Origin of the sequence: Desulfamplus magnetovallimortis, from assembly GCF_900170035.1 — a bacterium.
Classification (GTDB): Bacteria; Desulfobacterota; Desulfobacteria; order Desulfobacterales; family Desulfobacteraceae; genus Desulfamplus; species Desulfamplus magnetovallimortis.
Genome location: NZ_LT828563.1, coordinates 56,423 through 81,429, shown reverse-complemented (window position 1 = coordinate 81,429; position 25,007 = coordinate 56,423). Strand labels below are relative to the sequence as shown.

The following is a 25,007-nucleotide window of genomic DNA, read 5'->3' as shown; positions in this document are numbered from 1 at the left end:
TGCCCCCCGTCCCCACCCACAGTCCTCCAGAGCTGTCCGATACAAGAGTATTCACACCACCCGGCAGAGCGGTGTTCTCGCTTTTGAACACTTTCCAGTTACCTTGGAAGTTTCGTTGGGCTAATCCAATAGATGTTCCCACCCAGATACCGCCTAAACCATCTGAGATAAGGGAATGGATATAGTTGTCAGGTAAATAGGAGTTCTCTTCATCGAACATCTCCCAGTGACCTTGAGAGTTCAAATGGGCAAGACCATGCGAGTATGTACCAGCCCAGAGCTCTTCTGATTCGTCCAAAAGAAGGTAGTCCATAAAGTAAGGTAAACCGGTATTGTCCCGATTGAACAGCTCGCATTCCCAGACATCTTGAAAATTTAAGTAGCAGTGATACAAGCTGCTATCATTTATAGATACCCAAATTCCTCCCGAGCCATCCAAAACAAAAGTGCGGATAGTGCTGCAACAGCCTGAGCATCCTGTAAATCCTGGTTATCCTGATTCAGACAAATTCAAGAAATGCCAAAAAGTCCAACAAGGTGTCGATTTTGAATTATATATGAGATACTTATTTCCGATAATGTCTATTATAACTGCTCCCTTTGTGCCTTATTTCAGATTAAAATATTCAATAGTGGAAAAATTACTGCACCCCATGTCATTGCAGGCTTTTACTCCCACATAAAAAGCCATTCCCGAACCATCAAAGGCGATTGATCCTTGCATCCCCATATCAAATTGACCAATATATTCAGCATCAGGAAAGGGTGCGTAAAACAGGGTATATCCTGTTGCGTCAGATGCACTGAACCATGATATGGACACTGTACGTCCTTCAATGGAAAGGGTAAGTTCAGGAGCCTCAAGGCTATCATTCACCGGTGCAGGTTTATCAGGGACCACATTCACAAATTTTTCCACGGGCAGGGAGACATTGCCGGCTTTGTCCTTTGCATAAAATACCAGTTGATGGAATCCCATAGAATAGCCTGAATCCCCAGGATCAAAAGCAGCCACATACATATCCCCCCGGTCATGTTGCATCTCCATGTTCACTGTATTCCCCGATGAATTTGATATGGAACAAAACACCCCCTGCATGTCAGTTTCAGGGTCAGTGGCAATGGCCCACAGGGTGGTTCCATTTTTTCTGTTTACGGTCATATCTGGATTGGTGGTTCTGATTTGAGGTCTCAGATTTCCTGACGGTCTGTATTCAATGAATTTTCCAGATGCCTCATAGCGATCATATTTTGTGGTACCAACGCCGTCACCGTCGGCATCCATGACGGGTCTTTGGGTATGACGGTAAAACTTCAGTATTTCATAATTTGCTTCGGCAAATGAACCTTCAATATCACTACCGTAGTTTATAAATTGATAAAAAAATCGAGAAAACGAGCTTTCTCCCAAATTGTCATATCCAGCATACCCACCTTCATCCATGGGCTTGGCAGCAGAAGAGGTCAGAACGATCCGCCCATCTCCTGATATTTTCTCAATCCACTCTTCTGATTGTGATCCTTCAAGGACTATGGTTACTGGAAACCCTTTGGTGCCGGCATCTGAATTGTTGAAAACAAAAGATTCTGCATCATCCAGGTATTGTGCCAGTTCCTCAGCGGTCAGTACATCATTGTCATTGAGTCTGAACGTTCCCTCTTCAACGGTTCCAATAAGATAAAGGTTCAAAGGTGTTTTGTACGGATCCTCCGTAGAGATCAAAGAGACTGCCCACTCTGTCAGCGCATGACGTAAATTGTTTTTATCGGCATATCCGTCTGCCACAACATCGTCATCGGAAAGTCCGAGATATCGAATCCGTTCCCTGGGAATGTTTCTATTTTTCAGGGCATTATAGACATAGGTACCCAGTGATTTTGAAATGTGCTGAAATTCCGGCGTACCAGAATCGGACACAACGATGATCCCTTCTCCAACTGGTTGCCCAATGGGAATCACAAGTTTTGTATTGATACCAAGATAATCTGATGTCTCTGAAAGGGATGTCGTAACATGTATGAAACCGTCTCCAGGTACCACAATATCTCTGTAAAAGACTCCGTTTTCATCTATTGCAACATCTCCAACAAATTGCGGTTTAAGACCCGCTTCCGGGTCAGCAGGATCAAGATAGCGGATATCAAGATTTATATTTGTTTCATGCAGGCGAACAGGCGTCATGATACCCTGAATCCTAAGGGTATCTCCTTGGGATGTTTCCTGGTTGACGTCCGATGTCAATGCAACATGGGTTCTTGTGGGAAGGATAAAGATTTCCGATGTGCTTGTGGCACCATTGGATAGTGCTGTCAGTGTGAGCAGGCCCGCTTTCGTGGGTGTAAGGGAACCTTCAAAGTTGCCATCCTGGTCTGTTGTCAAAACAAGGGGCTCAATATTATTGCCTGAAATAATAACCTCCTGCTCCGATCGGGCAGGAATGATGTTGCCTGAAACTGTGATTCCATCCATTACCCTGGGTCGTGTCCTTGTTTTAGCAATACTCAAGGCCACCATCGGGTCATTCCCTGCATACACTTTCAAAAAGGCAGTTTGATTTGCATTCTGATCGGTTGTTTTTGCAATAATTTTAACATTGGCTTCAAAATCAACCACTTCTGGGCTAACCTGAAATTGCAAACTCAAAGATTTTGTTTCACCAGGATTCAAGGAAACTGATGCAGGATCAAGTTTTATGTCAAAATCATCGGTGATATCCGATTCCATGGCAAGCTCCACTTCTCCTGAAAAAAGATCCAGGGAAGATACAAACAGGCTGAGATGCGTTTCAGTTCCAGGTGACACTGCAATGGCAGATCGATCCACAGCCAGTCCAACCCTGGGATTTTCTTCCACAGCCGGAGCCATGAGGGTGGCTTCACGATTCTCAGCCATTATCACCAATTTGTCGTCTTCTTCAATCACGGCAGCAAGACGATAATATCTTGGTATTCCTTCAAGCCATTCCGGATCTGTTATCGGGGTATTTAGAGTATAGCCTTTAACTTTGGCGTCTCCTTGCCCCTTGATGGCAGGGGTATGCTTTTCCACAGCAGGCCAACAATTATCTGCCCTTGAATTTGGACAATTGGTATAGTCGGCATGAAAACGAACCGGATTGCCGGAAGCATCATATACGGTTTCGTAAACGCCTGTTTTTGATAAAGAGCGTTGAAGTTCTATGTATTGAACTTTCTGAAAATCAAAGGGAGAACGGTTGAGAAACCATGTTAAAGTAACTTCAGGGTCGCTGTTTTTGATTTGTGTTGGTTTGCCAAGCATAACAATATAACATAAGCCTTGCTCAGTTCCAATCCATAGTCCACCGGCATCGTCGGTTGTGAGAGCAATAATGTTAGAGTTTGGTAATGCTGAGTTGTAAGTATTGTAAATTTCAAAAGTGCCATCAGAGTATAAATGTTCCAACCGCCCATCTTCTCCACGAAATCCGATCCAAAGACCACCTTGTCCGTCAAGAACGAGTGCTTCGACATTATTCTCTGTAGTCATCATAGGGTTCCCATTTTGATCATAAACAATTTCATGGCCATATAGAAGTTCCCATGTCCCGTTATTCAACAAATGAGATATACCGTTACTTGTTCCTACCCATACTCCGCCAGAAGCATCTGAAACAAGAACATCTACTTGCATCCCTGCTAAACCTGAGTTACCCATGTTGTAAAGTTCCCAACTTTCATCATTTCGCATATGGGCGAAAGTATTATAGGAAAATTCAGTTCCAACCCATACCCCTCCGTTGCCATCTGAAAGCAATGACTGAATATTGTTTTCAGGTAACTCCGAATTTGAAGTGTTGTAAACCTTAAATTGATCATTGGATAGATGAGCAAATCCCCCACCATATGTACCAACCCAGATATCACCTTTGTTATCGTACTCCAATACATTTACATTATCATTGGGTAAACTGGAGTTACTTGTAGTATATTGCAAACCAGTGTTGTCAGCAAAAATATGGATCAAGCCACCACCAAAACTACCCAGCCAAACCCCTCCGTCACCATCAGATAGTATCGTCTTCACAGTTCCGCTAACATTATATTTAATCCATTGGTTATCAGGTAATTGACGCATAAAACCGCCACTTCTGAACCCGACCCATAGACTACCTTTTTCATCATAGAGTAAAGATTGAATATTAGAGTTTGGTAAACTGGTAGTATTATTTCCATAAACATTCATATAGCCATCGGAAGATCGATAAAGTATAGCGGATTTTTTTCCTGATTGATATTGATTCACCCAAAAGGTATCCAATGTCGAGTCTCCAGTGCCTACAAAAATTCCACCATTGCTATCTTCGATTAATGAAGTAACAGTATGGAACATTTCAAAAAGGTTATAATAAGTATCAAACCAGAAATCACCTTGACTGAAGTGATATAAGCCACCAAATGACCCTATCCACAAATCCCCCTTGTCATCGGTAATCAAAGCATTGACAGGGATACTTATTGTTCCATCCAATGAAGTATCATATACTTCCCATAGATCATTTGAAAGTAAATGAGCCAGGCTCCCAAATGCGTTGTATTTCATGGGAAGATTAATTCCAGTAAGCTCATAGTGTCCTGTACCAACCCATATACCTCCGTTGCCATCAGATAGTATTGATTTCACAGAGTCATACGGTAACTCAGAATTGGAAGCAGTGTAAACAGACACTTGGCCATCGTTGGATATATGTGCTAATCCTCCTTTAAATTCGCCAAGAGGTAGTATATCGTCCGAAATGGTAAAGTCGAAGCCAAGACCAATCCATAGTCCCCCATCATTACCCAAAAGCATGTCATAAACGCTATTACTTGGTAAGTCAGAATTATTTTTATTGTAATCTTTACCCCATTTTTTTTCATATGTAAGATTAATGACGCCACCACCATCTGTTCCAATCCAGATTCCACCATTATTATCAGAAACCAATGATAATACAGAGTTCGACGGTAGTAACGAATTTTCCTTTGAAAATATTTGCAGTTTATTATCAGCAGATAGATAAGCTAAACCACCGGAATTTCCAAAATCTGTATAGTCAATACCAACCCATATGCCGCCGTTTTTATCTGGAAGTAAAGAGCGTACATCATTATTTGGTAATCCATCAATTTTACTATAAACCCTTTCAAGGATTTGGGTCTGATTATCCCATTTTTCAAGTCCACCGGTGGTACCGACCCAAAGTATTTGCTCATCATTGGATAGGGCCATGTCATTAACCAAAAACCTATTGGTCAACAGTTTCCAGCTTGAATATTCATTGTAGTGAATATTTTGTTCACCTAAAAGAGTATTCGTTTGTATCAACAACAAATGACAAATGATAACAATAAAACATATTGGGTTTTGTTTCATTTCTTTCCTTTTCTTATATTTTATTTTTCTTGCCACAGATTATAACTAAAACTTAAATAATGAATATTTGATAAACACATTCTGATGGTCTCGTAAAAAAAAGTCCAAAAAGCCAAAATATCTATTAATATAATTTCAATTGGTTACGGCTTAAAGACTCTCAAAATCGGACTTTTTACAGGTTCTTCAATGAGCCTGTTGATTAAGTCACGATTTCCATATTTCAGGCATCACTCTTATCAATATGATGTGTGAACAGTCATCCAAATTCCAATATGTTGTTGTTGCGAGTTCCAATAAGAGTGAACCCTTAAATCAACAGGCTCATCAATACTACTGTTTTTATTGCCTATATACCTATTTTTTTCTTCAGGCATTGTTACGACTAACCTCACACCAGCACAACCGCTCAAACCCCAATGCCACCACCCCATAACTTTTAAGCCGCAGATCCGAATACTTTTCATTCAAAGCCATACCATACGCTCTGAGCTGTTTTTCGGCATCTGCCATGGCACACCGTACAGGAGGAAGCACAGCAAGTTCATCCGATGAGAGTGCCCGAGCCGTTTCTCCGCTAACTCCGGCATCGGACAGGCTCACATACTTGAATTCGATGAGAATGTCGAAGAGCTGATAGTGCCGCATATCCGGCCGGATAATCATGGTGAGATCGGCATATCGTCGATCAATCTCCTTTTCCGAATCCATGATAAAGAGCAGATCATTGTAGAGCAGGGTCAAAAAAGCGGTCTTGACGGTCAGTTCATTGGCCCAGCGGTAATCGCGATTGCGGAATACGGTGAAAAAGGTCTGCTCCACAACTGTACAAAGCGGCCCTATCTCTCCCCTGGTGTAGAGTTTTTCAGCGGCATCTCTGCCGGCATCCCTTTTTACAGGTTCAGGGATGAGCATCTCGTTGAGCCGCTCCACATAAAGCCGCCTCATAATGAGATTGGGTACAGCCAACCTTTTTTTCCCTTCATCGGTTCGACCTGCAAAGGTGAGAATGCCGAAATAGAACAGAAAAGAGATTAAAAACGATCGATCATGGGTGGTATTGGAAAGCATTCGGCGGATTCCGAATTTTTGACTGATCTCATGGGTCTCGACGGTTTGTCCTTTTTGCATCAGGTCGATGATCAACTGACTTCCTCCCTCGATGGTGGAAATATAGATCAGCTTTGCCTCATCCATGGCAAGATTCTCATCGAACATATTCTCCGGGAAGCGTCCGGATCTCTGGAGTTTTTTGAAAAAAAAGAGGGCCAGGGTGGGATTGTAAACCGGCTGCGTGGCATCGTACGAAAAGCAATACCCATTATAGTACAACTTCATGATATTGAGGGCTTCGACGACTGCCATGGATGCTTCACCCTGCGCTCCATCACTATCGGATGTCGGTGCATTGGATTGCGCATTGACATCGGGGGACAGTTGGCTCAGCGCATCGCGAATTTCCTTTTCGGTGAATCCGCACAAATCATTGTAATCCATTTCAAAATAGACACTCTCTCCAATATTAAATCCACTGGTGACATCACTCATCACCACGGGAGAAACACCGGTGATGAAGATGCGATCGAACATGGAACTGGATGCCGAAGATTTGATATTTTTGAATACCGTTTTGAGAACCCCCTCTTTTTTGACAAGGGCTTCATAGTGATCGACGCTGCGATTGGCTGACATCATCACCTCATTGGCAAAGTTGTCGTATTCGTCAATGAGGAGAAAAACCGGCCGTCCCGTCATCTGAACGGCGTTGGTCAGCGATTTGACGGAACTCAGTGCATTGGTAGAGTTGATTCTGATTTTTGGAATAGCGTAGTTTTTGTAATTCAAAATAAACTCTTCAATACAATCATTGATGTGGTCATAAAGAGATTGACGAATATCTTCCAATGAACCCGATGCATCAATGCATGAAAAATCCCATTTCAGAATGAAGTAAGCATTCCGAAGCGGTGTGGGGTTCTTCCCGATTTTTAAATGGCCGAACAGTGCGTTGAACTCATCTTTTTTTGCCACGTCATAGTAATTTTCCAGCATGGAGAGCAGCATGGATTTGCCGAACCGTCTGGGTCGCAGGAAGAGCTGATATTTCTCTCGCTCTAATTTTGAGATTCTATCGGTGCGATCGCAGTAAAAATAGTTTTCAAGAATGACGGATCTAAAATCGCTGATGCCGTATGGGAATTTCATATTTGCCTCCTGCTTGTATTTAATCACCTCTATTGAGGGAATACGGGTGGGGTTAATCCATAATTTCAAAACAGACCCCGTCCAGAACAAAAAACCCCTTGCCCACAGCATTAATCAAATCCTGACCTTGAGGAATCAGGGCTGCATAAAGGCAATATTGTCCGGCAGACAGTTTCTCCTGGGGAAGAAGAGTATCAATTACATTAACAGATCTGCCCATGTCCCTGTGCATATCCATCCATCTGTCTCCCCAGTAAATCTGGTTATATTCCAGTTGTTGCAATCCGTTTGAATCTTTTATCGGGCTTTTCAAGGCCATAAATTGACCATCCGGCAGAAACAGGGCCACATAGAGATCATAACCATAGGCAAGGTGTTCGGTTACCGAGATGGTCAGGGCTTCCCCGGTCTGATAGATGGCTTTTTCCGCATTCACCGCAAGGGATGCCTTGGGCGGACACACCATACCATCTGCAACGGTAAGCTTTATGGAGTCACTGCTTTCGATGTTGCCCTCGTTGTCCTGGGCATAGAAGGTGACCTCATACTCTCCGTTGTAAATAAAGCCATCATAGCTGCCTTCCCAGGCATTTTCTTCTGTTTTTGAGGCGGTCATATCTGTTTTGGGGAATGCCAGGAGCGGTATGCCGGTGTCATCCACAAGAATATCCATCTGCGGGGGACGGATGACTGACCAGACCCTTTCCACTTTGCCTGCGGAAAGACTTGCTTCCGCTTTCAGGGGTATCTGTGTTGAATTCAGACCCGAAACCATACCGGAATCAATAAGGGGAGTCACTTGCAGGGTAATATCCCCAATTGTAACACTGCCATTGATGGCAACCTGTTTGAGCCATTCTCCCTCATCCGAACTGTAGAAACCGTCTCCGTTATCATCGTACTGAGGTTCCTGGGAAAAACTTCCAGCCTCATCGCCGGCCACGGTGGCATATTCCGAGAGCTTGCCCAGCAGTCTTTTCTGTAAATTTGTCGCATAATCAAAGGCTTCAGCAAAATTCATTCCCTTAAACAGGCCTTTTGTAACAAAATAGCTAAAACTTTGATCATCATACCGGTCAAAATAGGCAAGGCCGTCATCGGTGCTTGAAATGATTGCCCTGCCAGGTGCGGCAAGGGATTCTACCAGAGTGCCGGAGTGGCAGGCGTCAATGACAAGAATCACCTTGTTGCCGGTGGCCTGCTGGTAATCATCGAGCATGGTATTCAGTTCTGCGGCTTCAAGATAAACGTCTCCCCAGGATAGGAGAAGGCGATTATCACCTCCATGATCTGTGAAAAAAATATAAAGGGGCTGGTTGAGTTCGCGTTTGGTCTTTGCCCAGTCAAAGGCGTCCTGGATATCCGCAAGTGTCAACTGACGTGCAGGTTTAGGGGCATCAACGATTCTGTCGTTAAGACCATCTCCGTCGAAGTCTGCAAAAGGATGGGGAGAGATGTAATGGATATCGGTGTTGAGAAAGCCTCGTCTGTTCAGCATCTTGTAGGTGTAATTACATATACTTTGGGTAGTGTCCCACAGGATATTATCATCCGTGTTTCCACCGCCGGCAATGATTATGGCAGCACGGTTGCCTGTCAGATATTGCTCATCATCTATGGTTCCGGAATGGTAGGTGAGATGGGCAAGACCTCCAAGACCTGTCCCCACCCAGAGACCGCCTTGACCGTCGGACAAAAGAGACTGGACATCGTTGTCCGGCAAATCGGAATTATCTTCATCGAATACCTCCCAGATGCCGTCGGATAGACGATGGGCAAGACCACCACCCCATGTTCCTACCCAGAGACCGCCTTGACCATCGGACAAAAGAGACCCGACATAGTTGTCCGGCAAATCGGAATTGTCTTCATCGAACACTTCCCAGCTCCCGTCGGATAGACGGTGGGCAAGACCACCACCCCATGTCCCTACCCAGATACCGCCTTGACCATCGGAGAGAAGAGACCAGACAGAGTTGTCCGGCAAAGCGGAATTATCTTCATCGAACACCTCCCAGCTGCCGTCGGATAGACGATGGGCAAGACCATCCCATGTTCCCACCCAGATACCGCCTTGAACGTCTGACAAAAGAGACTGGACATCGTTGTCCGGCAAATCGGAATTCTCTTCATCGAGCACCTCCCAGCTGCCGTCGGATAAAAGGTGGGCAAGACCATCCCCTGTTCCTACCCAGATACCGCCTTGTCCATCGGATAAAAGAGAATCGACATCGTTGTCCGGCAAATCGGAATTATCTTTATCGAACACCTCCCAGCTACCGTCGGATAGACGGTGGGCAAGACCATCCCATGTTCCCACCCAGATACCGCCTTGAACGTCTGACAAAAGAGACAGGACATCGTTGTCCGGCAAATCGGAATTCTCTTCATCGAACACCTCCCAGCTGCCGTCGGATAGACGGTGGGCAAGACCGCCACTTGTCCCCACCCAGAGACCGCCTTGACCGTCGAATTGAAGAGAGGCGACATCCTTTTCCGGCAAATCGGAATTATCGAATACCTCCCAGGTACCGTCGGATAGACGGTGAACAAGACCGTCTCTAAATGTCCCCACCCAGAGACCGCCCTGACCGTTGGATTGAAGAGACCAGACCAAATTGTCCGGCAAATCGGAATTATCTTCATCGAACACTTCCCAGGTGCCGTCGGATAGACGGTGGGCAAGACCACCACTTGTCCCCACCCAGATACCGCCTTGATTGTCGGATTGAAGAGAGCTGACCCAGTTGTCCGGCAAATCGGAATTCTCTTCATCAAACACCTCCCAAGTGCCTTCGGATAGACGGTGGGCAAGACCGCCATATGTCCCCACCCAGAGACCGCCTTGACCGTCGGATAAAAGAGACCGGGGATAGTTGTCCGGCAAATCGGAATTATCTTCATCGAACATCTCCCATCTGCCGTCGGATAGACGGTGGGTAAGACCGCCACTTGTCCCCACCCAGATACCACCTTTACCGTCGGACAAAAGAGACAGGACATAGTTGTCCGACAAATCGGAATTGTCTTCATCAAACACCTCCCAGGTGCCATCGGATAGACGATGAGCAAAACCACCTTCCTTTGTTCCCACCCAGAGACCGCCTTGATTGTCGGATTGAAGAGAGCTGACCCAGTTGTCCGGCAAATCGGAACTCTCCTCATCGAACACCTCCCAGGTGCCGTCGGATAGATGGTGGGCAAGACCACCACCCCATGTCCCCACCCAGAGACCGCCTTGACCGTCGGATGCAAGAGAAAAGACCCAGTTGTCCGGCAGTCCATCCTGATTTATGTAAACCCGTTTCAGTGCTCCGGTATGGGCATTTCGTTCTTCAAGACCGCCAATTGTTCCCACCCACAAAGTTGTTCCATCATCAGACAAAATGATTGAAAAAATATAACTTCGATTGGTAAAAATTTCCCAGTTGGCATTTTCCCTCGAGAACAGCTCATCTATATATTTTTTCTCCTGCACCGTAATCTTTATAGTGCCGATGTTTCCTGCACTGTCCATTGCACTGACGCCATCCACAGTTACCTTGTCAGGAGCCTTGTATGTAACCACATTGCCTGTTTGTTCTATCTCTCCCTTAAATGCTTTCCACTTTACGCTTCCATTGGCATTGGTAACGCTCAATGAGACTTTCCCTCCCAATTCAACAAAAGGTGCTGAAGGATCAATAAAAAGATCACCTGCACAGGAGACTGAAACTGATGCAACCATGAAACTAAAAGCAATAACGATACATAGTTTTTTAAATGACAGCCTCCTGGGTGAATGAATATTGTTCATCGCATTTATTCTCATGTTATTCTTCTCCAATCTCAAAACAGACCCCATCAAATACAAACAACCCTTTTCCAACTGCAATGAAAAAATCCTCTTCCTGGGGAATCAGGGCAGCATAGAGGCAATAGTTGCCAGGCATCCGTGTTGTCTGAGATAGGGTATTCCCGTTCAACACCATATCGACCACCGTAAGAGAGCTGCCCATATCCCTGTTTTGATTCCACTTGTCAGTTTGATAGAGTCGATTGAAATTCTTTTGCTGCAATCCGTTTGAATCATTGAGCGGGCTTTTCAACGCGGCAAAATTACCATCCGGCAGAAACAGTGCCACGTAGAGGTCATAGCCATAGGTAAGGTGTTCGGTTATGAATATTTGCAGAGACTCACCTGATGTATAGATCGCTTTATCGGCATTCACTTTCAGAGAAGCCTTGTCCGGGCAATCCATACCATCAATAACCGTGAGGTTTATTGATTCGCTACTCTCAATGTTCCCTTCATTATCTTCTGCATAAAAAATGATTTCATACTCACCATTGTAAACAAAACCGTTCCAGTTCCCTTCATAAATATTTTCTTCAGTTGTTGAGGGGCTTAAATCTGCTTTGGGAAACGCCACAATCGGGATACCGGTATCATCAACAGGAATATCCATCTGAGGGGGGCGAACCATCGCCCAGACTCTATTGATTGTCCCTGATCCAGTGGTAACCTTTGCCTTGAGAAGGGGCAGGGAGTCCGCCTTGCCACCTGTGGTTGATGCCGGAACTATACCTGTTTGTGTAATCTCCTTAACATGGAGGGTAATATCCGCCATTGCCAGAGTGCCGTTAATGGCAACATTTTGAAGCCAGTCACCTTCATCATATTTATTGTAAACACCATCTCCAGTATCATCATACTGTGGTTCCTGGGAATAATCACCCGCTTCACCGGCTGCAACGCTTTCATAATCAGATAGTTTTCCCAACGATTTTTTCTGCTCGCTTTCTGCATAATGAAACGCTTCTTCAAAATTTCTTCCCTGAACCAGCCCTTTGGCGAAAAACCAGTTGAAACTCTGGTGATCAAAACGGTTAAAATATGCAAGACCATCATCGGTGCTGGATATGATGGCCCTGTTTTCTCCTGCAAGGGCCTTGACCATTGTGCCGGAATGGCAGGCATCAATAACCAAAACGACTTTGTTTTCCGTTGTGTTCTGGTAATCGTCAATCATTGTTTTGAGTTCCGAGGCTTCGATATAAATACCCCGTGCAAGCTGGAGGCGTTCCGTTCCGCCATGGTCAGTAAAAAAAATGTAAAGGGGCTGGTTCAATTCTCCTTTTGTTGCTGCCCAGTCAAAGGCTGCCTGAATATCTGAAACCAAAATCTGCCGGTCTGAAGTTGGTGCATCAACAATATAGTCATCGAAACCGTCGCCATTGAAATCTGCAAAGGACTGGGAAGAAATATAGTGGATATCTGTATTGAGAAATCCGCGTGTGTTCAGCATGTTGTATATATAGGTACTGATTTTTTCGGTGCTTTTCCACAGAACATTATCATCCGTGTTACCGCCACCGGCAATGATGATGGCAGCACGCCGGCCGGTACGGTATTGTTCTTCTCGTGTCTCTAAAGACGGGAATTTGAGATGGGCAAGGCCATGACTATCCGTGCCAATCCACAAGCCACCGTTTCCGTCAGATAACAGGGCAGAAACCCAGTTTTTTGATAATCTGGAGTTGTCTTTATTAAACACATCCCAGGTATTGTCTGCTTTAAGTCGGGCAAGTCCGCCCCATTGTGTTCCGATCCATAATGCTCCGTTACCATCTGACAATAGGGTGTCATCTGACAATAGGGTATCATCTAATAACAAGGTGTTAACCCGGTTGTGTGGCAATTTTGAGTTAGATGTTGTAAAGACCTCCCATGCCCCATCCGCTTTAAAAGATGCAAAACCGCCCCCTGTTCCAATCCATAAACCGTCATTTCCGTCTGATAAAAGGGAGTAAACAGTGTTGTCCGGCAATTTGGAATTTTCAGTATCGAACACCTCCCATGTACTTTTCGAAGCGAAATCGGATATATTAAGTCCTCTAAGCGAATATGGTTTAAAATGGACAAGCCCCCCTTTTGTCCCGAGCCATATCCCGCTGCCACCGTCAGATAACATGGAGAGGATATGGTCGTCCGGAAAAAGGGCTGTGCTGAAAGTCTTCCATGTATGGTCAAATGTGACGTGTGAAAGACCCCCGCTATTCTTTCCAACCCATGCGCCTCCGCTGCCATCTGATAAAAGGGAAATTACGTCAGGCAAATCGCCCGATTCGTTACTTGAAAATATCCATTTAGTCCATGTTTCGTCGGATTTGAGATGAACAATATGGCCTTCATCTGTTCCAATCCAAACACCTTCGCTATCATCAGACACAATGGTGTTGACTTTTGAATCAGGCAATTTGGAGTTATTGGTTTTGTATAATTGCCATGTCCCATCGGATTTTAAATGGGCAAGCCCACCGTACATTGTTCCAATCCATATCCCACCGCTTCCATCGGACAAAAGAGAAGTGATCCAATTGTCAGATAGTTGCGAATTTTTTTCCACAAATGCATTCCATGTTCCATCAGATTTGAATCGAACAAGACCTCCTTGATTTGTTCCGATCCAGAGTCCTTCAACTCCGTCGGATATAAGCGGGTAGATCGTCTGTGAGGTCAATCCAGAGTTGCCTGTGTTAAATAGCTCCCACTCTTCACTGGATTTCAGATGTGCAAGGCCACCGCCATCTGTCCCAATCCACAATCCACCATTCCCGTCCGGGAATATTGAATTAACCGAAGAGTCAGGTAAAAGTGAGTTGTCGGAATCAAACAATTTCCATTGACTGTCTGATTGTACAGCTACAAGCCCTTTTCCTGTGCCTGCCCATATCCCTCCGCTGCCATCAGATAACAAGGCAGGCACATAGTTATCGGGCAAGTCAGAGTTATCCTGATTAAATAGATCCCATGTGTTGTCTGACTTTAAATGGGCAAGACCGCCTTCATTTGTTCCGATCCATAATCCACCTTCTCCGTCAGGCAACAGTGATTGAATATAATTGTCCGGCAATTCAGAGTTATCTTTATCTAACGACTCCCACATCTGAGTTGATGTAAAATGGACAATCCCGCTGTAACGTGTTCCAATCCACAAACCGCCGCTTCCGTCTGCCACAAGTACCATAATACTGTTATCCGGTAATCTGGAGGTATCTTTTTTGAATATTTCCCATTTTCCATCTGCTTTTAAATGTGCAAGCCCATCACTTGTTCCAATCCAGATACCACTCTTTCCGTCTGACAGTAGAGAATAAATCCAGATATCCGGTAATCCGTCTAAATTATTGAATACCTGAATTAGGTCTCCTGTGGTTGCATCACGTTTTTCCAATCCGCCCCCTGTACCTGCCCAGAGTGTAGTGCCATCATCTGACAGCACCAGAGACAACACCAATTTGCGGTTGGTGATTATCTCCCAGTTTGCATTTTCCTTTAAAAAGCGTTCATCAATTTTACCTTTATCCTGCACAACAACAGTTACTTTACCTATATTCCCTGCCGTATCCATTGCAGTAACGCCATCAGTGGTTTCTCTGTCAGGTGCTGTGTATATAACGGAATAGCCTGTTTCTTCTATCTCTCCTTCAAATGCTGTCCACATTACCTCTCCTCCTGGATTGGTAACGCTCAGTGTAATCTGCCCTCCCACTTCGACCAGAGGCGATGCTGGATCAATAAACAGATCTCCTGCCCACGCCCCTGAAACGGATAGCATCATAAAAATATAAAACAAAGCACCACATAGCTGTCTAACTGTGCTGGAATTTTCCATTTTTTGTTTTCTCCAAAATTTATCTATTCACCTATCAGTCAATCGGATAAATATATAACACCGCCTTACGCCTGATATGGCACAATGTATTGCTGAGACTCTTAAAAGCAAAGCTGAAAGAATCTCTTAATGCGAACAAGAGTTGCTTTACGGAATCGCAAAACTAACCTAAATGCTCAAAAACGACACCTATGACCTTATGAGCCTTGTTAATACTGTCTGAATCAGGATGCCCAGGATAATCAGGATTTACAGGATAAAAATCTTGAGCATCCTGTAAATCCTGGTTATCCTGATTCAGATAAATGCAATAAATGCCAAAAAAGCCAACAATATGTCGATTTTGAGTAAATGTTTTACACTGAGATGGCTCATAACCAGTTCCCAACCAGGATGAACGGTGCCCAGAAAAAGGGATGTCTGAAGTTCTCCATCTCTATCATCTCCCTCTGGGCTAATTGCAGTGCTCTTGATTTTGTCACTTCATGCTCAATATTTTTTCCATTAAACCCTGTTAATGTTTCATAAAAACCTTTGACAAGCGTGAATGCTGCTGCATCATCCACTGTCCACAGGGTTGCAAGGGCACTTTTAACACCGGTACCCAATGCGGTGCCTGCAAGACCAAGAGCGCTTCTTTCATCTCCAGTGGCGGTCTGGCATGCACTCAGGGTTATAAGCTCAATGGGTTGCTCCCTGAATTTTAGATGGAGCACCAGTTGACGGAGTTCATCCATTGTAAATCTGCCATTATGAGTTAACAGAAAAGTTTGATCAGGCGTGATACCAAAATTGCCGTGGGTGGCAATGTGAAGAATGTTAAACTGATTGCTTGAAAGAGCCTCCATGAAACTTCTGGTTGTAAAAAGCTCATTCTCCAGGATTTTATCTCCTAATATGGCATCCACTGCTTTGAGTTCCTTTGATACATAAGGCAAAGCTGGAAATCCGTTTGCAGAATAGGAGAGGCCGCAGGCAAGGGCACGAAATGCTCCGGATGCTTTTTCATGATCCGTCAGAGTTATACCTGGAATAACGGCCACTGCATATTTTTCAACAAGATATTTCCGGCCGTCAAAAAGCGCCCCAAACGGGATAAGTCCAAGGATGCCGTCAGGAGAAATCACAAGTGTATTGATATCATGCTGAACCAGATCGCTTGCAAGCGGCTGTATAAGCCATTCATGCAGCCGTTTTGCATGGAACCGGAATCTGTTGTTATCAGGCTGCTGGAGCCGATTGTAAAATTCCATGACGGTTTTGTGAACAATGGTGCTGCTGACATCAATGAAGAAGGGTTTGATAGTCCCTTCAAAGCTTGCAAGCAGGGTAAGGCGATCTTTTAAAAGAATGGGATAGATGATTGCTGTCCCTGGTTCATTATCCTTTATCCTGATTCTTTCCTGTGTTTCGGCAATGCATTCATCCTGGAAAAAGCTCTGAATTTCAGCAGCCTTAAGATATTCAAGAACGTCCCTTGCCTGAATTAAAAGTCTCTGTTCCTCCCGTTGATTATTTGAGGTTTGGGCAAGTTCAAGATAGAGAGCTGCCAGCTCCAGGTACACTGGTTTTACATTCTCTTTAAATCCCCCTTCCTTTTTGTGATATCCCTGAAAAAATTCCCTTTGGATAGGTGTGAGGATTTCCATTGCTTTTAAAAGGAAAAATGTGGCCTGTTTTGTTTGATGTCGGTTTTTATACAATCTGCCCATTTGCCAATACCACTTGTAAAGCATTTCAGGGGCATATTGTTGAGATGTGTAATGTATCGCTTTTCTGGTCAATGCCATTGCTGCTTCCGGGTCATTTGCCTTTTCGTAACGCCTCCCCATATATCCGCAGAGATAAGCTTTGGCATGATTGTTATTCATGTTACTGGCAATTGTGAAAGATTGTGTAAGTGCATCATCGGCAATGTCTATCTCATCAAGTTCAAGTGCTATCCTTGTCAGAGAGGCAAGGTTCAGTATTTTAAGATTACCATCTTGCTGCTGGCGAATTATTTTATTTGCAGTGGTCAATTTAAGCTGAATCTCTTCAGGGTTCAGAGGAATAAGTATATAGGATGTATTCAGAGTACGACGTATTTTCAGTGCCGCAAGAAGGGCGTCCGGATTTTCCATGGGAATAGATGCCCATTGCCTCTTTTGTGTATGGCTGAACTCTTCCTGCCGAAGAATCATTTGCAATTCAATAGTGTTCAGATGAATTGTGGCTGCAAGATCAGTTGTTCGTGGAGAAAGTGGGGAAGAGAGAGACTTGATGGCCTTTTGTTTGTTATTTTGGGCATCAGCTAACTGCTTTTGAATCAAATCAAGGCATCGGGCGTAGATCTTCATGCTTTCCGAGGCATATCCAGTGACAGCAAATAGATTGGCGATATTATTCATAATTGAGACCTTGACATCTGAATCATCAGAAAGATCAGACTGCTGAATACTCTCCATGAAATATTTGTGTGCTTCGCTGCTTTGACCGAATATGCAGGCAAGATCTCCAAGTGCGCTGTAAAACAAGGCATTAATGGTGTGGTGGAAGGAACTTTGTTTTTCTAAAAAGGGCGTTAAGGTAGTCAGGCGTTTTTTTGCGGTTTCATGAAATCCCAGGCGCTGGTACGATCTTGATAATACCAGGGCTGTGTGAAAAAGCGCAGGATATATAACTGTATCAGGATTCAGGGTGGATTTATTCTTCTGGCCTAACAATCTGCCTTTAATTTTAATTTTGGTTAACAGGTTTGAGTATAGCGGCTCAAGTAAGGCAACTGCGTTGGCATATTCCCCTTTCTCGTATGCTTTTGCAGCATTTTTAAGAGGTGTTTTTATATCTTCAGGAATAGAGATGCCTGGCTTGAAAAACAGGCTCTCCTCCCTGATGACAGGGCTTGGCTGGAAATCATCAATGGGAAGTGGAAGCCCCTCTCTTGTCTGGATTATAAACTGGCTTACATTATCTCCTGACAGTGTGGCGCATTGGGATTTAATATATCGTGAGGCATCCATGTAGTCAGTGGATAAAGTGGACAGCTCCCCGCTTATGTCAATGTCCGGGGCGTTGATTTCAATTTTGCCTTCGTTACCTTCAATTCTGGATGAAGCATCAAGAATAAGATCATCTGTTTTAAGATATACATCAGTATCCATGATGATATTTCCACCCTTGCCATCCTCGGCACTGGCATTGATTTCAATTCCATTGAGAGCCACAATGGAATCTGCTGTCATATGTATATCTCCACCACTGTTTTCCCCTGTTTTTACCTGTGATGTTATTTGATTTTTGTCAATAAGCTGGATACTGCCGCTTTTAATGACAATCTGCCCTCCACCTGCATTTTCAGCGTAAGTTTCAATTCCGGCTGACCCATTTAATTTTATTGTATCATTTGCCGTTAAATTTATTTCTCCTGCCTTACCTGCATTTGGTTCTTCGCTTTCACTACGTGCGTTAATTTTTCCACTATCTGACAATTCAATGTTGTCTGCCTCAATGGTAATATTTCCACCTGAACCTGTGGAAAAAGCTTTTGCAACGATTTGGCTCGGAAAAGGATAATCTTCGCCCTCTTCATCTTTTTTTATTATTGTTCCTGTAATCAGAATATCTCCGGCATTATTGATGATAATATTTCCACCATCACCTGTGCTCCCTTTCTGGGAGGAAACTGTTATCTGCGAACCATCATTTAAAGAGATATTTTTTGCATTGTTGATTGTTACGGTACCAGCGTCACCCTCGTTTTCTGAGGATGACTGGATGCGGCCTAAATTATTTATTTTAAGAACAGAAGCTGAAATGGAAATTTCGCCTGCATCGCCTTTTGTAGTTGTAATCTCATCAGTTTGATCGCTTTTAATGTTATATGAATTTGTGAGAATATTCCCTGAATCAATAATGATATTGTCTGCGGTTATTACTACTTTACCTGAGTTTCCATGACTGGTTGAGGATGATTGAATAGTTCCATTATTGTTGATCTCCAAACTTGAAGTTTTGATTTCAATTTCGCCTGCATTTCCCCAAGGAATAGTTATTAATTCCCCTGTCTCTGGATCAATGACAGAAGACGTTGTTGTTAATATTCCACCCTGTTCAGATTCAATTGTCCTATCTTGTTCAGTCTCAATTGTCCCACCTTCTTCAGATTCAATATTGATATGCTCTGCTGTAATTGATATTTTGCCTGCATTACCATTATTGATTGATGAGGATTGAATTGAGCCTTTATTCTTTATATCCAGAGTTGAAGTGGAGATATCAATATTACCAGCATTCCCTTCAGTTAGATTATAGTTTTCCGAAGTTATAGTTGTTGTGAAAATACTACCCGAACTATCAAGAAAAATATGATTCGCACTTATTATTATGTTCCCTGCTCTACCCTCGCTGCCGTCACTGACCGTATAAATTCCTCCACTTTTTGACATGATATTGATAACTGAAGCATTGATATTTATGTTGCCACCATCTCCTGTCCCTTCTGTGCTATTTTTAATGACACCATTATTGAGTTCTATGCTATCAGCCCTGATTTCGATGTCTTTACCTTCTCCATGGTGGGCAATATTTGAAATACCACCATATTGTGCGGTAAAATTTCCTGTTAATTGAACATCTATTGCACCACTTGATTCTTCATCGAAATTTGAAGAGGTTATGATAGTTGATATCAGGTTACAGTTGGCTCCCCTAATATAGATATTTCCACCGATGTGTCCATCTATCATACCACTGGCTTCAATGTCTCCATAGGTTGAATGTTGATCAAATAATTCCCAATAGATACTCCTAAGTATTTCAATATCATCAAGATTTTCAAAACCCTCCATAACAAGATCATTTTCCCCGGGCACAACCTCACCACTGGAATCAACGCTTGCCATGTTTATCCGTCCGGACTGTGCAAAGATGGAACTGTTAACTATTTGAATTTTACCGCCAATAATGGAAATTGTTTCTCCTTCCGGCACCTCAAGCAATGTGTTTGCAGCTTCATTAGGGTCGGCCAAACCATTAACATTTCCAATGGTGATGCCGGCCGGATTGGCACTTGTAAAGCCAAAAGCAGAAGGTGGAGCGCTGACAAAGATACTTTCATCCGGAAGTGTTGCGTCAAATCGTCCTGACTCTCCGAGTTTCAGGTAATCTGCGGTACTCACATGAAAAGATCCCCCAATATCAAGAATTGCATTGGGGCCAAACAGGACACCTGACGGATTGATAAAATAGAAATCAGCACCAGAAATTTCAGATGTCAATCGACCGTCTATCCAAGAACTATAGCCGCCTGTGACCCTTGATATAATATTGGAGATGGTGTCAGGGCCTGTAAAGGTTGCACTTTCGCTGATGCCGTCATTGGTATTAAGGTTAAATGTCCGAAAGCTGTGAAACAGGTTCTCTCCCTTGATTAATCCGATTTCAGAAGGGACAATAAAATTCGGGCCTGTAAGATCTGTTGCAGGGCCGAGTGTGCCATCGGTTGAAATATCTCCATATGATGGAAGAGGCTCCATGATAAGTGTGAAGACAACACACATATAAAAGAATACTGTTTTTTTATTTTTGAATAATTTTTTCAATGTATGTAATTTATAATTCATCAAGCTTTTTTCCTTATCCCTCATCTACTTTCTCAAAAGCGGCATCTTGCGGGCATTTTCGGCATTTATTCTATTTGTCTGAATCAGGATACCCTGGATTAACAAGATAAAGCAGGATTGAATCCCCTATCCTGGACATCTTTTTTATCCTGGTTATCATGATTCAGATAAATGACCCCTCTTGGAATCTATCTCTTATTTCAAAATATCAGAAAAAGTTGTACTGAATCGAAAAATGAATTCCGTTCTCCTGCATCGTGCTTCCGTTCTGGTCAATCTCTTTTAATGGAATTCCCCAGTAAACCTCAGCAAATAAGCTTTCAAGAGGTTGCCACAACAATCCAAGCCCCATGCTGTATATGTTTTGGGCATCTGTTCCGTAATCTTTATCATCAAAATCATCATAATTGTTTGCAAGGCTTTGAGAAGTCGATGAAAAATGAATAGAGCTGTTCCATGCCCGTCCATAATCAAAAAAGGGGGCAATGGTAAAATTTTTTTCATTTTTTTTGATAGCACCGGATTTAATATGATCTGTGATGATAAGGGGCAAGGGGATATTAAAAGCAGGTATCCGCAGTTCAATGGAGGAAACAATGGCATTGTCTCTCACAAGCTGGTTTTCCCTATACCCCCTTACACTGTTGCGGCCTCCAACAGAAAATTTTTCCATGGGAAGAAGTGGGTCTCTTGAAAATTGTAAGTCTGTTTTAAAAATAAACTGGCAGTTTTGAAAAAACTCGCTCTCCTGCAACAATTTCCATTCCAAACGTCTTATCCATTGGAGCTGACAAAGCCATGTGAAAAAACGGCTGTCAGGTTCTAAATTGTTTATGGTGGAATCCAGTGCGTCAATTCCTCTACTGAAGGTGGATTTTAGTGCAAATACCTGTGATGATGTTCGCCATAATCCATCCTGAAAAAAACGTATTGCTGCTACATCACTCTCTCCTGTCACAAGATTAACCCCGGGAGAAAAGGCATATGGAGATCCAAGGAGTGTAGTTTTACTGTGACGCCTCTCTCCAGCAACCCCAACGAAAAGCGAGCTGTTTGGATTTCGGTACAAAGGATGCTTTAAAGATATTCTAATACATTTTGAATACCCTGTTATATCAATTACATCAAAGGGGGCTTCCAGCATTTCCGAATCATTTTTGTCAAAATGAAACAGGAGGCTACTTTCGGCTGTAGTAATGGTTCTTGTGCCTGGAACTGGCATGATATAGTCAATTGAAAAATCATCCATACCCTTTGTAAGTCCCGTCTCAATGGCAATAGCATCTCCCCATCCCGAAATATTGCCATGTGAAGCAGTGAGCTTCAGGCGCTCTTCACCAACGCTTGGAGATCTGTGGTTATTGAATTCAAGAGCTGCCTTGTAAGGATTTGTCTCTTCCACAGATGCAATGACATGGCTCTGTCCAGGCTCAAGCCCCGGGGCAAGCTCCAGTTTGATTTTTTTTATCAGAGGATTTTGGTGCATCAGTTGAAACTGCTCATAAAGGGCGTTGATGTTAAGGGGATTACCTGGATCAAATGTCAGACGTTTCTTTATATAGGACGGCTTCAGGCGTCCGTCAGTTGAGACATTAATATCAGAAATAATTCCCTCAATTATTTTGTATGTTACGGTGGCATCAAGAACTTTCTGATCCGGTATCACTGCACCGGAGTTTATATAACCATTTTTGATATAAAGATCTGTGATTTGCTGTCGAAGAGCATCAAGCTCTTCAAATGTCAGTTTTCTGTTTTTAAATGGTGCTGCGATCTGCTGAAGTGTTTCATCAGGAAAAAGAGTGTTGCCTGTGAATATGAATCGTTCAACAAGGATGACCGTTCCGGAAGAGTATGGTGATAATGGTAAAGATTTGGCGGATAGGGATGAAGCATCAGAATTGCCTTTGGCGGGTATAGTTGCTGGGGTATCTCTTTCCACCACGCATGGCGTCTCCCTCGTTGCAAGTGATGTTGACGAATATGCTTCTGCATAAATTATTGACGGGTAAATGCATGACAGAAGAATTAAGAAAAGCAAGGGCAAAAAGTGCAAAAAAACCAGAATAGGTTTTACTTTTGAAGGTGAAGTTGACATTGCTGTCACACTACAGGAAGTGGTTTCAAACATTAAATACCTCTTTACCATGAAAATGACTATCATTTTTATACTTAAATATTATTGATATACAATCATACCCATTTAGCATAAAAAATTCGGCATATTGCATATTTATTCAAAATTAGTTTACACTTTATTGAGGAAAATCACCCGACAGTTTAAACGTGAAGAAGCTCCAGGATGCTGATTTTGTATATATACTCAAAATCGACACATTATTGCCTTCCCGGCAGTTATTGCAATTGTCTGAATCAGGATAACCAGGATGGAAAGGATGTTCAGGATAGATAATCCTGACTTATCTTGTTAATTCTGGGCATCCTGATTCAGACAAGTATTGACAAGTCTCAAAAGATCATATGTGTCGATTTTGAGTATATAGCAAGACTTTCCAGATCATTATGCTAATTTAATTTAATTTTAACCCCAGGATGTGTATCTTCGCCTTCTTTGCCAAAAAAACAAGCTTCATAACTATCACAAAGAGAGTGGTATTCCTCGATACCATTGTAAGTATAAAAAGATGCAATGACAGAGGGCATATCAATTTCACAAACCTTTTGCAGGTGTATGGAAGAAGTGTCCATGACTATTAAAGCTGTATCTGAATTTTTTGTTTCAGGGATATCATCAATAAAATATCTCTGGCCTGGTATTATAACATCACCTGTCAGGATATTTGAGCCACGCATCCATGTATCATGTATGTACTGGTTTACATCGGTTATTTCCCATGTCCCGTCCTGGTTTTCCGAGAAGAAAAGGATTGAAGAGATGCCGTTAACCATTGCGCTGGCTGTAAGCATGTTTCCGTTTTCAGTAACAGTTATCCATTCGCAGGTACCATCAGCACATAGAGAATATTTACATATATCCTCTTGATAGATATGAAACTTGGTATTTTCATAAAGAACCTCTCCATTATGGAGACTTTTGACAACAAGAACTTGCTTTGAATTTTCTTCAGGCTCAGCCCCGCACAGCCACGCAGATGTGTTAACAATATCATTTCCATCATTGTCACTTGTTATTAGAAGCCAGGTATAATCAGCACAGGAAGTAGAATCTTCACAGCTATATTTGCTGTCAATTTCAAAAAAATCAAAACTTTCTTTAGATTGATAATAGGAAACTATGGCATCGTTTAGAGCATCGTATGAAATAGGCAGATATCTTATGGTCGGATCTTCATTGTTTTTTATATAGTCCGTGTTAACACCAAGATCAATGCTCAACCGCCCGGCATTACTATCGACTCCGCTGAAGTTATCAACATTTCCTTTATATTCTACAACAAGGCCTCCCTGTAAACCGTTTCCGTCCAAAGTAGGGTATCCCATTATGGTATCGATCAAATTTGTGGCCTGTTCCTCAAGAGCAGGCATTTCCTTTGACAGATAATACATCCAATTAACAATATCCACTTCAAGATGTTCCGCATAACTGTCTAACCAGCCATGCAGTGTTTTTCCTATAAGTGGGTAGGAGACGCTGCGGATAAGACCCTTTGAAAGAGTGGAGTAGAGCTGATAGCTGTTATTTTCCATTTCTCCCTTAAGCTTAGATGTGAATCCCTGAAACTGCTCTTCAAAAACCGACATTTTTGTCAAATCAAGCACTGAATAGGTCACTGCTGCCCTGGTTCCCTCAAACTTGCCACTTGTTTCACACTCTTTAATATAGGCATTCAAGGCATTTTTTCCAAAATCAATGCCGTTATCAATTGCATTTTGTTCAATGCCTTTCAAAAGTGCATTGTAATCCATACCGGCATCAATTACTTTTTCGGCAGAAGCTCCCATGACCTGAGCCACCTGTGATGTGAGCTGGGCAACCTCTATGCTTCCCATGAAACAGGCATCATACAAGAGTATATCAAGGGGAGCTTCCATGGTATTTCTGATGGTTTTGAATGCCTGATCCATTTCAGGAAATGTGAGTCTCGGGCCATCCTCGGTATGGTTGGAATCATCTCCAAACCCTTCTGTTGCATGGCCATGGCTCCATAGGACAAGAGCATAATGGCTGGCAGGAAACCTCTCTTT

Annotated in this window: 8 protein-coding genes; all 8 read right to left on the bottom strand. The window is 43.0% G+C overall.

The annotated features are described in order from the left end of the window. The coding region (locus MTBBW1_RS24970) for a two-component regulator propeller domain-containing protein (RefSeq protein ID WP_222424164.1) at positions 1-313 on the bottom strand (313 nt) is incomplete at its 3' end. Positions 314-607: 294 nt separating this feature from the next. Further along, a complete protein-coding gene (locus MTBBW1_RS24965; protein WP_186441701.1) occupies positions 608-5,230 on the bottom strand; it encodes a two-component regulator propeller domain-containing protein in 4,623 nt (1,540 codons plus the stop codon). 513 nt (positions 5,231-5,743) lie between these two features. Beyond that, positions 5,744-7,648 carry an AAA family ATPase gene (locus MTBBW1_RS24960; RefSeq protein WP_222424163.1) on the bottom strand — a complete coding sequence of 635 codons (1,905 nt, stop codon included), beginning with the start codon at positions 7,646-7,648 and terminating at the stop codon, positions 5,744-5,746. Continuing rightward, positions 7,632-11,390, bottom strand: a complete 3,759-nt coding sequence (locus MTBBW1_RS24955; protein ID WP_186441700.1) for a two-component regulator propeller domain-containing protein — start codon at positions 11,388-11,390, stop codon at positions 7,632-7,634. The genes MTBBW1_RS24960 and MTBBW1_RS24955 overlap by 17 nt, the downstream gene beginning before the upstream one ends. Before the next feature lies 1 nt (position 11,391). Next, on the bottom strand, positions 11,392-15,237 hold the full coding sequence (locus tag MTBBW1_RS24950) for a ligand-binding sensor domain-containing protein (RefSeq protein WP_080809028.1): 3,846 nt from the start codon (positions 15,235-15,237) through the stop codon (positions 11,392-11,394). Positions 15,238-15,608: 371 nt separating this feature from the next. Continuing rightward, complete coding sequence (locus MTBBW1_RS24940) at positions 15,609-20,840, bottom strand: CHAT domain-containing protein (RefSeq protein WP_186441699.1); 5,232 nt, start codon at positions 20,838-20,840, stop codon at positions 15,609-15,611. Positions 20,841-21,048: 208 nt separating this feature from the next. Then, positions 21,049-22,971, bottom strand: coding sequence for a ShlB/FhaC/HecB family hemolysin secretion/activation protein (locus MTBBW1_RS24935; RefSeq protein WP_186441698.1), 1,923 nt, complete (start codon positions 22,969-22,971; stop codon positions 21,049-21,051). Positions 22,972-23,366: 395 nt separating this feature from the next. After that, a partial coding sequence (locus MTBBW1_RS24930; RefSeq protein ID WP_080809014.1) for a clostripain-related cysteine peptidase occupies positions 23,367-25,007 on the bottom strand: 1,641 nt, incomplete at its 5' end.

Excerpts from the sequence above, each read along its gene's own strand:
- MTBBW1_RS24965 (WP_186441701.1), bottom strand. The coding sequence starts at position 5,230 with ATGGCCCTATCCAATGATGAGCAAATACTTTGGGTCGGTACCACCGGT.
- MTBBW1_RS24955 (WP_186441700.1), bottom strand. The coding sequence starts at position 11,390 with ATGAGAATAAATGCGATGAACAATATTCATTCACCCAGGAGGCTGTCA.
- MTBBW1_RS24950 (WP_080809028.1), bottom strand. The coding sequence starts at position 15,237 with ATGGAAAATTCCAGCACAGTTAGACAGCTATGTGGTGCTTTGTTTTAT.
- MTBBW1_RS24940 (WP_186441699.1), bottom strand. The coding sequence starts at position 20,840 with ATGAATTATAAATTACATACATTGAAAAAATTATTCAAAAATAAAAAA.
- MTBBW1_RS24935 (WP_186441698.1), bottom strand. The coding sequence starts at position 22,971 with ATGTTTGAAACCACTTCCTGTAGTGTGACAGCAATGTCAACTTCACCT.